A 12,006-nucleotide genomic window follows, 5' to 3' on the forward strand; every position below is an offset into this window, starting at 1 on the left:
AAAATCAAATAAAAGGAGGTGTTCATGTTTACCCGGGACAATGCAGTCATGGTGCTGGTGGATGTTCAAGGTCAGTTGGCACAGCTTATGTATCGTAAAGAGGCGTTGCTGGCCAGTCTTGAAATTATGATCAAAGGGATGAAAGCGTTGGGTGTGCCCATTATATGGCTGGAGCAGATTCCCGCCAAACTGGGTGCCACCACCGAGTGCCTGGCCATGTTGATGAAGGATCAAACGCCCATAGAAAAACACAGTTTTTCCTGTTGTGCCGAACCTGCCTTTATGCAGGCGTTTGATGCATGCGGCAGACGTGAAGTCCTGCTCACAGGTATCGAGACCCATATCTGCGTATGCCAGGCAGGGATTGATTTAATGGACCAGGGGTGCCAGGTCCAGGTGGTGGCCGACTGTGTCTCCTCCAGAACGCCTGAAAACAGGCAGATCGGCCTTGATCGCCTGGCCGGGGCCGGGGCTGAAATTACCAGCGTGGAGATGGCTTTTTTTGAGTTAATGAAAACAGCCCGGTGCGATGCGTTCAAACAGGTTGTTTCGCTGATCAAATAAGGATAAAAGGATGTGATCCATTGTTCCCCTCTGTCAATGCTCATCCACCGAAACAAAAGAATCCTTGGGCTCATGCCCGGTCCCTGGGTGGACGGTGGGTGTTACAAAGGGGAATTTATCCGCATCTGCAAGGATCTTTTTCCGGACCGGAAAATATACGGGTTTGAGCCCATTCCCAAACGGGCGCAACAGCTTGGAAAAGCCTTCAAAAACATGGGGGTACAAATTCATGAAAAGGCGCTGGGGGCACGTGACACGACCCGGGCATTGCACATTCTAAAAGCAAATCCCTATTCTTCCTTGTTGCCGCCTTTGCCGGAGCTGACCTGCGCCCTTGGGGAACGGGGGACTGAAGCGGAGCAGATTGAGGTGCAGCAGGTGCGCCTGGACCGGGTGCTGGATGGCCCTCCCGGTCTCTTAAAGCTGGATGTCCAGGGCAGTGAGGCGGCGGCACTCAGTGGAAGCGCAGGGTTCATAATGCAAATCCACGGCATCATCCTTGAATTATCCCATACCCTGCGATATAAAGGCCAGGCACCGGCAGACCGCCTTGAATCCAGGCTCAGGAAACTTGGCTTCTTCTGCGTGGACAGGGTATCCCACAAAAAGATGCCGGCCCGGGGTGATGTGTGGGACGCGCTTTTTGTCAGCAAACGAATTACAGGAAATACGCGCAGTGAAATCGCCTTGTGAAAAAACGCCTGTACAGCGAACGCTTTTGTCTTGGTCCCTGGAGGGGGGACTCTGGCTCCAGGCAGGGCTTTTCCTGGCCTCCATCCTGTCTGCGTGCATCCGGATTTTTCCCATTGAATTCCAAAAACGCATCGTGAATGAGGCCATCCGGAACAAAGATCTGGACCTGCTCTATATTTACTGTGCAGGATTTCTTGGGTCCGTGCTCATGGGGCTGGGGTTGAAATACGGCGTGCTCTTTCTCCAGAGCCTTGTGGGGGAAAGTATCCTGAGCCGGATGCGAAACGCGTTTTTCCGGCATGCCCTGACCTTGCCCTGGTCCTTTTATATCAAGCATAGCCCCGGTGCTATCCCCTCGCCCCTGATCAATCAGTTGGGCCCGGTGGGAGATTACCTGGGCAACGCCTGGGCCGTTCCCCTGACCAATATACTCACCCTGGTGTTACTAGGGGGGTACCTGGCATTTATCAGCCCGGTGCTGGCCCTGTTCTCCCTTTGTGTATACCCCTTGGCACTGGTACTGCTGCCCCGGATCCAGTCTCTGACCAACCAGGCCAACCGGGAACGGCTGACCCTGGGCCAGGAGCTGAACGGTAAAATCACGGAGACATTTTCCGGGATCGACGACATCCAGGCCCACAGCGGATACAACATTGAACAGGATGCATTTTCCAGCAGGACATACCGGTTAAGGCGGATTCGGATCAAGTGGCGGCTGTCAAAACTGGGGTATAAGGCCGTGAGCAATTTTTTCATCAACCTGAGTCCCTTTTTCATCTTCCTGGCCGGAGGATCTTTGGCGGTGAAAGGCAGTCTGGATATGGGGGAATTGGTGGCCTTCCTGTCTGCCCAGGCCCTGATGTTCACCCCATGGACCGAACTGATGGGCTATATCCAGATCCAGCAGGATGCGAAGGTCCAGTACCGCAAGGTTCAATCATTTTTTGACAAGCCCCCGGCCCAGAGAGATATTCCATCCCGAAAGCCGTTTGAGCCAGTAAAAGGCAACATTGAAATCAAAAACCTGGGCCTGGCATATTCGGACAACATCCGGGTCCTGGAAAATATCAGTCTGAGTATCAATGCCGGTGAGATGGTGGCCCTTGTGGGACGGTCGGGCAGCGGGAAATCCAGCCTCATGAATTGTCTGGCAGGCAAAATCCGCCAGTACGAGGGAACAATCCTGGTGGGTGGCAATGACATCAAAAACTTGAACAGCCCGGACCTGGCCCCTTTTTGGGGGGTGGTTTCCCAATTTCCCTACATATTTGACGGCAGCCTGAAACAGAACCTGCTGTATCCTGTAAAGGCATCAGGCGCGGGCCAGGAGCCGAATCAGGATGATATGATACTGGCCATCCAGCAGGCCGGACTTTTTCCTGATTTGCTGCTGTTCGGATTGAACCGGGTGCCCCAACCGGAATTTTATGACAAGGCCGGACAGGAGCTGGATCAAATGCGGGATATGGTTCGCGAAGGTCTGCCCCGGGATATTCGGGATCAAATCCGGTTTTTCCCCAAAAATACGAACCCGAAGGAATTCACCCTGCTGGAACAAATCCTGGGAGGCAAGCCCGAGGCCATGGATGCAACCGCTGTAATGAACTGGCTGCCCAAATTGGTGCCCCTGCTCATCACCTATGATCTGCTGGAAATTATTATTCAGGCAGGTCTGGATTTCCAGGTGGGCTTTCGCGGGGAGAGACTTTCCGGCGGGCAGCGCCAGCGCCTGGCCCTGGCAGCGGCGCTATTAAAACAACCCGGGATCCTGCTTTTAGACGAAATGGGCTCCGGTCTGGACCCAGGACTGCGGCAGCGAATTTTTTTCCAGCTTACCCGCCTGAGGGGCAGTTGCACGGTGGTGGCAGTGGAGCACAACCTTTCCCATATCCGCCAATACGATTACATCGGTGTCCTGCACCAGGGCAGGCTGGTGGAGTGGGGCGACTATGACGGACTTATGGCCAAAAAGGAACGGTTTTACACCATGATGTCGGATTTCCAGAATGCCGAACCCGGGAGCACCCCATGATTCCCGTAAATCTTACCCCGGACCAGGTGTGGCGTCCGGTAACCGGTGAATCCGGGCAGGTGGCGCTGGCCGGGATGGGGTATGAAGAAGATGGACTGGCCTGCCCCTCCGCAATTGATTTTACAGGAAAGCGGGTTGCCGACCTGGGATGCAATCTTGGGTATTTTTCTTTCCAGGCCCTGGATGAAGGCGCGGCCCTGGTTCACGGGTTTGATATAGACCCGGCCGTAATCCGGGCAGCCAATGCCATCAGCCAAATTCGAAATACCAAGGCCAAGTTCTTCTGCCGGAATATCCTGGACCGGCCGGACCAAACCTACGACATTGCCATGCTCATCGACACCATTGGCAAAAAAACCGTGGGAACCGGAAAGCTCACCTCCCTGTTGGACGCAGTGGCTGCCTGGTCCCACGCCATGCTGGTGTTTACTGTCCGGCGGTCCTACTATGTGAACAAAGATCTCAAAACCACGGCTGCCGGGCTGGCCAAAATATATAATTGTCCTGAACCCTGCGATGGCCGTTTCCAGGTCATGGACTACATCATCCAATATCTTTCAAGTGACTGGCAGGCACATGCCCTGCCCCCGGAAGAGGTGCAAAAACCCTTGCATGCCAAAGTCACCCTGGTGTTTACGGCCCTGGCTGAACCCGGTTCCAAGGGATGCACCCCGACGAAAACACCCCAATAGGACGGCATGATGGCCCCTGACTACAAGATCCTGATGTACTCCCACGACACCTACGGTCTTGGACATATCCGCAGAACCCTCACCATAGCCCGGGCACTGACGCGACAGGGCACTGATATTCTCATCATTACAGGCTGCCCCCTGGCCGGGCAGTTTTGTTTCCCCCGGGGCATTGATTATGTCCGTATTCCCGGTATGATCAAGACTGACAGGGACCAATACGAGCCCTTGGCCGTCCGCCTGGCACCGGACCAGGTTCTGGCCATACGCAAAGAGATTGTCCTGTCCGTGGTTAAAACCTTCAAACCGGATCTTTTCATTGTGGACAAGGCCCCTTTGGGCCTTAAAAAAGAGATTGTCCCGGCCCTGGGCTGGATCAGAGAACACCTGCCTCGGACACGCACCGTGCTGGGCCTGCGGGATGTGATGGATGATGCCCAAAGCGTCCGGGCCAGCTGGAAACGGAAAAACCTGTTTTCAGCCATAGACGCGTACTACGATCACATCTGGGTATACGGGAACCAGGAGATTTACGATCCCGTGGCTGAGTACAACATTCCCCCGGACCTGACCCCCAAATTATGTTTTACCGGCTACCTCAAACGCCAGGTAAATCAAGGCCCCTGCATCCCAAAGGGCAAGAAAAAAGTTCTGGTCACAGCCGGCGGCGGAAAAGACGGATTTACCCTGTTTGACGCGTTTCTGAGTTGGTATGAGGCCTGCAGGCCGGACAGGGTCTGCGCCAGCATGATACTGGGTCCTTTTCTCGGAAAAAAAGAGCAGAACCTCCTGGAGAAGCGGGCCCAGGCCCGGAACATTTCCGCACGCGGGTTTTGCACGGACATGGAAGCCCAGATCCGGTCTGCGGATCTTTTGGTCTGCATGGGCGGTTATAATACCCTGTGCGAGGCATTGTCCTGCACCACCCCAACACTGGTGGTCCCCCGGGACCACCCCCGCAAAGAGCAGCTGATCCGGGCACAATGCCTGTCAGCCCGGGGCCTGGTTGACTATATCCCCCCCCGGGATCTTACGCCTGAACATTTAGGGAATAAAATAACGGACCTGCTGGGCCGATCCCTGGAAAAACAACAGGCCATGGCCGGGTTTGACATGACCGGGATCGGTGTGATCCGGGAACAGGTGGAACAATTCAGAAAGGCAGGACACCCATGAACCAGGGGCCTGAGATCATTTTTATCCTCAAGGGGTATCCCCGGATATCAGAGACCTTTATATCCACTGAAATCCTGGGACTGGAACAGATGGGGTTTAAAATCCGCATTATCTCCATGCGTCATCCCAGAGAACCGTTTGTCCATGACCACATAAAACAGATCCGGGCCCGGGTGGATTATCTGCCCGCCACCCTGTCCGGCCACATGGCCGGGCTTGTGCGCCACAACTTACAACTGGCAATGAAGCGGCCCCGATTTTATGCCAAAGCCCTGGGTCTCGCCCTGAAGCGATGGACCCGTTCCGGGAAAATGGCCACATTCAAGCATTTGCTCCAGGCAGGTTTTATGGTCAACAGCCTTGTCCCCGGGGACAGGCCCCTGCACTTTCATGCCCATTTTGCCCATTCTCCCACATCCGTGGCCCTGTTTGCCGGCATTCTTTCAGGCATGCCTTTTTCATTTTTTGCCCATGCCAAGGACATTTATACCCAGAATCCGGCCCAGCTCAAAGAAAAACTGGCCCTGGCCGCATTTACGGTGACCTGCACCCGATACAACCTGGCCCGGCTCAAATCCCTTTGTCCCGGCGCCCGGCTCCATTGTGTGTACCACGGCATTAACCAGGACTTTTTTAAACCCTGTAAAAAAACACTCCCGGACCCGTGCTTTAAAATACTTACCGTGGCAAGGCATGTACCCAAAAAAGGACTGGACCTGGTGATCCGGGCAATGGCCCAGCTCAAAGACAAGGGGCTGTCTTTTCACCTGAACATGATCGGACAAGGAGACCTGACCGGTGAACTGACAAGGCTCATACAATCCCTGGGACTTACGGATCATGTCCGGCTTTTGGGCACCCTGGCCCATGAACAGGTGATTTCCCATTATGCCCGGGCAGATCTTTTCATGCTGGGGTGCAGGATTGCACCCGATATGGACAGAGACGGAATTCCCAATGTCCTGGCCGAGGCCATGGCCATGGGCGTCCCCGTGGTGCTGCCCGGCGTATCAGGGATTCCCGAGCTGGTGGTCCATGAAAAAAGCGGCATCCTGGTGCCGCCGGAAGATCCCCGGGCCCTGGCACTGGCCGCGGAAAGAGTGATGAACGATCCAACCCTCAGGGAACGGCTCATCCAGGGGGGGCGAAAAAAAGTCAGGGCATGTTTTGATCGAAAAAAACTGATCAAGGATTTGGCAGCCGTTTATAAAACCGGGATGGGGCTGGAATGAAGCTTGTCTTTTACGCCCCGTTTAAACCCCATGACCATCCCAATGCCTCAGGAGACCGTGCCATTGCCCGGGGTATCATTGTCTGCCTTGAAGATTTAAACCATGACATAGAAATTCCCAGCCGCGTCCGGATGCGCTGGATCTTTTGGTCCCCCCGGAAATGGCCGGCCCTTGTCCTGGATTTTATTCGATGTCTGTCCCGGTATTATAGAAACCGGCCGGATGTCTGGATCACCTACCATTGTTATTACAAGGCCCCTGACATCCTAGGCCCCCTGGTGTGCGGTCTTTTCAACATCCCTTACCTGATCTTTTCCGCCAGCTATGCATCCAAACGGAAAAGACGGTTTAAAACCATCCCGGGGTATGCGTTAAACCGGTTTGCCCTGTCCCGGGCCAATGGGGTGCTTGCCAATAGCTGCCGGGATTATAAAAATCTGAAGCGGATCATAAAGGCCCCCCGGCTGGGCTATGTGCCCCCTGGCATAGACCTTGCCCGGTTTTCCCCTGGCCCCCGGAAAAAAGACCGAAAAAACGAGGGGAAAGCTGTGATTCTTACTGCAGCCATGTTCAGGCCGGGTGTGAAAACCCAGGGCCTGATCTGGCTGATTCAATGCTGCGCTGACCTGGCCGCCCAAGGCGGGCAATTTATGTTGAAAATTGCAGGTCACGGCCCCATGGCACCTCAAATCCGGGCTTGCGCCCAAAAATACTTACCCGGTCGCCATCAGTTCTCCGGCAGGATTCCCAGCCAGGCCATGCCGGAATTTTACAGATCCGGCCATATTTTTGCTTTTCCCGGCATCCGGGAATCCCTTGGCATGGTATTTTTGGAGGCCCAGGCCTGCGGACTGCCGGTGGTGGCCTTTGACACCGGTGGCATCCCGGATATTGTGATTTCCGGCAAAACCGGGTTCCTGGTGCCCTGCTTTAACAGCAAAGCCTTTTCAGGCGCCCTGGATACACTGATAAAGGACCGGGCACTTTCAGAATTGATGGGCCGCAGGGCCCGGGAAAATACCCGGATGCACCATGATATCAACTCAACCCGCAGGGTCCTGGCCAAGACCTTATCCCAAATGATTCCATGACACCCAGGATCGGGCTTATACGCCACGCGCCCACCCAGTGGAACCTGGATAAACGCATCCAGGGCCGCCAGGATATCCCCTTATGCCCCTGGGGCAGGGAGCTGGCCCTGGCATGGGCCGGTCAATTGTCCGGCCTGGGGATTGAAGGAATTGTGGCAAGTCCCATGAAACGGGCCCGGGAAACAGGCCGGATACTTGGCAGGGCCTTAAACCTTGACATGGTTTCCCTTCCCGGCCTGGCGGAACAACATTTTGGAACATGGGAAGGGAAAACCCTGGCAGAAATTCGCACAGCCGATCCCGGCGAACTCCATGGCCAGGAACAAAAGGGGTGGAATTTTACACCGCATGGCGGAGAATCCAGGTTACAGGTGCTGGCAAGGGCCCTGGCAGCCATCAATGCACTGCCGGTCCAAAAACTTTTGGTCATCACCCATTATTCCGTTATCAAAGCCCTTATATACCATGGACTGGGACTGGACTATATGCCGGGCAAGGGGGTTGAAATTCAGCCCTTCCACCTTCACTGGTTTACCCCGGAACGGGTTGTACCCAATGCCCTGGCCCTGGATTCCGGTACCTGCAAAGCAGGAACAAAATGAAAATCCTGGTATACTGCCAGCATGTTTTGGGCATGGGCCATTTTTTCCGCACCCTGGAAATTCTCAAGGCACTGAAAGGCCATGATATTATCCTGGTCACCGGCGGCAAAGCGCTTCCGGCAGTAATTCCGGCGTATATCCGTAAGGTCTCTCTTCCCGGCCTGATGATGGACAAAGCGTTCTCAGGGCTGTACAGCCCTGTGCCGGGAAAAAATGTTAACCAGATCAAGGGGCTGCGAAAGAAGGCCCTCATGGAGCTTGTACAAGCAGAGCAGCCCGATGTGTTTGTGGTAGAGCTGTATCCGTTTGGCAGAAAAGCCTTTTCCTTTGAACTGGAACCGGTTCTGGAACGTCTTGCTAAAAGGTCTGGCTGCCGGGTGGTCTGCAGTGTCAGGGATCTCCTTGTGGAAAAAAAGGATACCGCAGCCTACGAAGCCCGGGTGGTAGACCGTCTCAACCGATATTTCAACCTGGTCCTCATCCATTCGGACCCAAACCTGATTTGCCTGGACCAGACATTTTCAAGGTTGGATGCCATCCGAATACCCATTGCCTACACCGGATTTGTCACCCCTTTCCCGGACAGGGTACGGGCCCATGCCATTCGAAAAAAATTATTAAAGGGTGATGCAGACACCCTGATCGTGGCAGGGGCAGGCAGCGGCAGCGTGGGTCAAAGGTTGCTCAGGGCTGCCGCTGCAGCCTCTCCCCGCCTGGATTCCGGGAGTAAAACCATCCTGGTCACCGGCCCCTATATGGAAAAAGAGATCCGAAAAGAACTTGCGAACCAATCCAGTACCGCCCTCAGGGTATTCCGCTTTTTCCAGCACTTTGTGGATCTGCTGGCTGCCGCGGATCTGGTCTTAAGCATGGGCGGGTACAACACGCTTATGAACTGCCTGGCCGCCCAAACACCATGCCTGGCCCTGCCCTTTGACCAGAATCGGGAACAAGGATTGAGAATCCGCTCCTTGGGAACATCCTTAGGCATCCAGCGCCTTGGGCCCCGGGACCTGTCCCCGGACCGGCTGGCCCGGCGGATCAAAAAAATGCTGGCCCATCCGCATACCCAAGGGAACCGGCCCGACTTGGACGGGGCTGCCAGGGCTGCCCGGATGATCTTGGGAGATCTGTCATGAGCCGTCCTCAACCCTCCCGGATCTATGGGGACATGCCCCCCTGGAATCTGAACAAATTTAGCCGACACCTGGATGCATCACTGGAAAAAATCCCTGAAACAGGCAGCCTGGTCTATTTCAGGGCAGATGATGCCGGCGTTCCAGGCCAAAACTGGGACAGACTGGTCCGGCTTTTTATGGCCCACCAAATGCCGTTGAATATCGCATTGGTCCCTGCCTGGCTCAGCCCTGACCGCTGGCAGGCCCTGGCACCGGACGCCTATAAGGCAGGGAATTTATTCTGCTGGCACCAGCACGGATGGCGGCATGTCAATCATGAAACCCAGGGAAAAAACCAGGAATTCGGGCCAGGACGGCCAGACCATGGCCTCGCATTTGACCTGAAATCAGGTTCCCGGAAAATGAAAAAGTTCCTGGGAAAGCATTTCTTCCGGGCATTCACCCCACCATGGAACCGGTGCGACAGCCGCACCCTGGATCATCTTAAACGTCTAAGTTTTGCTGCTGTTTCCAGGGATATTGGTGCCTCTCCCCAGGCACAACTGCCTGAATTCCCGGTTCATGTGGACCTGCACACCCGCAAAGACAAGGATATTCTGGGGGGTAGAATGCAGTTGTCCCTGGAGCTGGAACAGGTTCTGGGCACAGGTGTCTGCGGCATCATGCTCCATCACAGGCGAATGAACCCAAGGGCATTTGAATGCCTGGACCTGATCCTGGCCCGGTTCCGGCAGGCCAGAAATATCACCCCACTCACATTCAGGCAGTTGATCTCCCATGGCAATTGAGAAAACGTTTCACCCCCCTGCCCTGGGTTTTTTCCTAATTCTATTGCTGATGGCATGGAACCAGACCGCAGATGCCGGTGAGCCGTGGAATTTCTACGGGGAGCTTGAATTTGACTCCTTTATCGAGGATTCCGATGAAGGGCCGGGAGGCCGTACCCTGGACTTTGGTATTGAAAAGATACAACTCGGAGCCAAATACAGGGAAGGCCGCCGAAAAGCCAGGTTCGAACTGGGTCAGAAGGGTGACATAAGGCGGTTGTGGGGCGAATATAAATTCGGCAAGATCTGGTTCCTGGCGGGCAAGGACTATACACCGGTGTACATGGACTATTGTCTGGATGACTACGGCGGGCTTTCCGCAGGACGGCGGGCCATGCTTCGACTGCGGTACAAGGGCTTTAAAATTGCCGCCATTGAGCCCAGGCTCAAAACCCTGGGAGTCAGCGGGGCATCCAAAGAGGTCAAACTGCCCAAAATGGAAATCAGCTACAACTTTGCCAAAGGGCCCCTGGGCATTGAAGCAGCAGCAGGATTCAACCGATACACGCTCAAGTCCGCCAGTGGAAATTATGATGTCAACTCATGGGTGCTGGGCCTTGGACTGGACATGGCATGGGGGCCTTTGTACCTGGGCGGCAGCATCCACACCAGCCAAAATCCCGGGCCCTACGGCCTCTATTCAGCCACGGACGGCAATCCGGTAATCAGCGGATCACAGGTCCATGCCAACGATAATTTCGGCTATGCCTTCATGGTCCTGTACCGGATTCGGGACAATTTGATGATTGAAACCGGCTGGGGGCAGAGCCGCAACCGTGTTGACACGGCACCGGGCAGGGACATGGCAGAGTCTTTATATTTACTGCTCCACTACGCCCCGGTCCAGGGTCTGTGGATTAGACCGGAGATTGGAATCCGGGACTATGAGGCGGGGCTCCAGGGTCTTCCGAAATCCCGGACCCTGTATTATGGCATCAAGTGGAAGGTAAATTTTTAGAGGCGTCAGTGAGAGGATCGGAGGCCCCTTGATTAAAACTCATTAGATAGCTCATGTTGTGTTCCAGGGTCTTTTAGGGGTTTATAATTATAACTATATGAGATATATTACGAAACAATCACACCTTACAGTATAAAAAAAATGATTTCTTGGCCAAGAAAATTTATAAAGATTTGGGTGTGGCTGAGTGCTGAACAATATCAGAGGTGCCCTGTTTTTTAATTGCCTGGCCGGTGGTCGGGCTGGCGAGGAAGTTGGATTTTTGATTTAAGTCGTTTCAATTTAAAAAAGTAATAGACAGAATCTGTCCATAACCACTGTGGAGGGGGGTGATAACTGAGGGGCAAAACATGTTATAAGTCTGTGCCGGGTGGAATGACTTGGTGGGTGGGAGGCTTGGTTTCTAGGCCGATTTCAAAGTTGTTTTGATGTGCGGACTTTAACCGGACTTTTATCGTACTTTCTCCAAAGCAACATGGTACTTCCCCTTACCCTATTATATAAAAATGCGTTTTTCAAGCCCCTCTTTCTCACCCTGGTTTGCCCGGATAGGGATGATTGAAAGGCACTTTTTTATGTCCTGCTAAATTTTGTTCTCATCCCTTTACACCTGGATGCGAAAAAGCTATTTTTAAAGTTATTTTGATGAGGACTTCCCCACATGTCTATCATAATTCTATTATCACAAGGAGGGTTTTATCCGATAAACCCTTGATTTGAGCTTCATACAACTTATGGTGCTCACCCGCTATTACTTTGATTATGAAACGGCTCAAATTTAGCGGTCAGAAGCTCTCGAAATGTCCAAACATGATTCGTCAGTCCGGCAGCCATTCCAGGGGTTCGATGTTGCCACTTGGGGTGAATCAATCCCAAGGCGGATGTTTCCTGCTCAGACAAAGGTAAGCGCAAACTCATATGTGGCCTGGCAAAATTATAGAAGGCTTGAAAGAAGGTCACACGCCGTCTCATTTGGGCCCGATCCTTACAGAAACACTGG

At 53.9% G+C, this 12,006-nt stretch carries 11 protein-coding genes and 1 pseudogene; 11 read left to right on the top strand and 1 reads right to left on the bottom strand.

All coding sequences use genetic code 11. The features are described from left to right. Positions 1 to 24: 24 nt before the first annotated feature. The 11 genes from Q366_RS13550 to Q366_RS13600 are packed head-to-tail and all read left to right on the top strand — an operon-like array spanning position 25 to position 11,006. Positions 25 to 564, top strand: coding sequence for an isochorismatase family protein (locus Q366_RS13550; protein ID WP_035239848.1), 540 nt, complete (start codon positions 25 to 27; stop codon positions 562 to 564). A gap of 12 nt (positions 565 to 576) precedes the next feature. Beyond that, complete coding sequence (locus Q366_RS13555; RefSeq protein WP_156968178.1) at positions 577 to 1,257, top strand: FkbM family methyltransferase; 681 nt, start codon at positions 577 to 579, stop codon at positions 1,255 to 1,257. After that, on the top strand, positions 1,241 to 3,289 hold the full coding sequence (locus Q366_RS22180) for an ABC transporter ATP-binding protein (RefSeq protein WP_035239851.1): 2,049 nt from the start codon (positions 1,241 to 1,243) through the stop codon (positions 3,287 to 3,289). The genes Q366_RS13555 and Q366_RS22180 overlap by 17 nt, the downstream gene beginning before the upstream one ends. Beyond that, complete coding sequence (locus Q366_RS13565) at positions 3,286 to 3,981, top strand: class I SAM-dependent methyltransferase (protein WP_051958055.1); 696 nt, start codon at positions 3,286 to 3,288, stop codon at positions 3,979 to 3,981. The genes Q366_RS22180 and Q366_RS13565 overlap by 4 nt, the downstream gene beginning before the upstream one ends. 6 nt (positions 3,982 to 3,987) lie before the next feature. Then, positions 3,988 to 5,157: a glycosyltransferase family protein gene (locus Q366_RS13570; RefSeq protein ID WP_035239854.1), complete on the top strand. Its 1,170-nt coding sequence runs from the start codon at positions 3,988 to 3,990 to the stop codon at positions 5,155 to 5,157. Beyond that, positions 5,154 to 6,389: a glycosyltransferase family 4 protein gene (locus Q366_RS13575; protein WP_035239856.1), complete on the top strand. Its 1,236-nt coding sequence runs from the start codon at positions 5,154 to 5,156 to the stop codon at positions 6,387 to 6,389. The genes Q366_RS13570 and Q366_RS13575 overlap by 4 nt, the downstream gene beginning before the upstream one ends. Then, on the top strand, positions 6,386 to 7,480 hold the full coding sequence (locus tag Q366_RS13580; RefSeq protein WP_035239858.1) for a glycosyltransferase family 4 protein: 1,095 nt from the start codon (positions 6,386 to 6,388) through the stop codon (positions 7,478 to 7,480). The genes Q366_RS13575 and Q366_RS13580 overlap by 4 nt, the downstream gene beginning before the upstream one ends. Further along, entirely contained in the window at positions 7,477 to 8,082 is a 606-nt protein-coding gene (locus tag Q366_RS13585) for a histidine phosphatase family protein (protein ID WP_051958056.1), read from the top strand. The genes Q366_RS13580 and Q366_RS13585 overlap by 4 nt, the downstream gene beginning before the upstream one ends. Further along, positions 8,079 to 9,221 (top strand): glycosyltransferase family protein, encoded by a 1,143-nt coding sequence (locus Q366_RS13590; RefSeq protein ID WP_035239860.1) that lies wholly within the window; start codon positions 8,079 to 8,081, stop codon positions 9,219 to 9,221. Before Q366_RS13585 ends, Q366_RS13590 begins: the two co-directional genes overlap by 4 nt. Further along, positions 9,218 to 10,009 (top strand): polysaccharide deacetylase family protein, encoded by a 792-nt coding sequence (locus tag Q366_RS13595; RefSeq protein WP_051958057.1) that lies wholly within the window; start codon positions 9,218 to 9,220, stop codon positions 10,007 to 10,009. The genes Q366_RS13590 and Q366_RS13595 overlap by 4 nt, the downstream gene beginning before the upstream one ends. After that, positions 9,999 to 11,006 carry a hypothetical protein gene (locus Q366_RS13600; RefSeq protein WP_035239863.1) on the top strand — a complete coding sequence of 336 codons (1,008 nt, stop codon included), beginning with the start codon at positions 9,999 to 10,001 and terminating at the stop codon, positions 11,004 to 11,006. Before Q366_RS13595 ends, Q366_RS13600 begins: the two co-directional genes overlap by 11 nt. A gap of 741 nt (positions 11,007 to 11,747) precedes the next feature. On the opposite strand, the pseudogene Q366_RS21755 reads toward Q366_RS13600, so the two are convergent. Continuing rightward, positions 11,748 to 12,006 (bottom strand): annotated as a pseudogene (locus Q366_RS21755) (hypothetical protein); the annotation flags it as partial.

Source organism: Desulfobacter vibrioformis DSM 8776 (assembly GCF_000745975.1).
GTDB classification, from domain to species: domain Bacteria; phylum Desulfobacterota; class Desulfobacteria; order Desulfobacterales; family Desulfobacteraceae; genus Desulfobacter; species Desulfobacter vibrioformis.

Bases quoted from the DNA above. Each gene is read 5' to 3' on its own strand.
- Q366_RS13575 (WP_035239856.1), top strand. From the start codon at position 5,154: ATGAACCAGGGGCCTGAGATCATTTTTATCCTCAAGGGGTATCCCCGG.
- Q366_RS13550 (WP_035239848.1), top strand. From the start codon at position 25: ATGTTTACCCGGGACAATGCAGTCATGGTGCTGGTGGATGTTCAAGGT.
- Q366_RS13570 (WP_035239854.1), top strand. From the start codon at position 3,988: ATGATGGCCCCTGACTACAAGATCCTGATGTACTCCCACGACACCTAC.
- Q366_RS13580 (WP_035239858.1), top strand. From the start codon at position 6,386: ATGAAGCTTGTCTTTTACGCCCCGTTTAAACCCCATGACCATCCCAAT.
- Q366_RS13600 (WP_035239863.1), top strand. From the start codon at position 9,999: ATGGCAATTGAGAAAACGTTTCACCCCCCTGCCCTGGGTTTTTTCCTA.
- Q366_RS13595 (WP_051958057.1), top strand. From the start codon at position 9,218: ATGAGCCGTCCTCAACCCTCCCGGATCTATGGGGACATGCCCCCCTGG.
- Q366_RS13590 (WP_035239860.1), top strand. From the start codon at position 8,079: ATGAAAATCCTGGTATACTGCCAGCATGTTTTGGGCATGGGCCATTTT.
- Q366_RS13565 (WP_051958055.1), top strand. From the start codon at position 3,286: ATGATTCCCGTAAATCTTACCCCGGACCAGGTGTGGCGTCCGGTAACC.
- Q366_RS13585 (WP_051958056.1), top strand. From the start codon at position 7,477: ATGACACCCAGGATCGGGCTTATACGCCACGCGCCCACCCAGTGGAAC.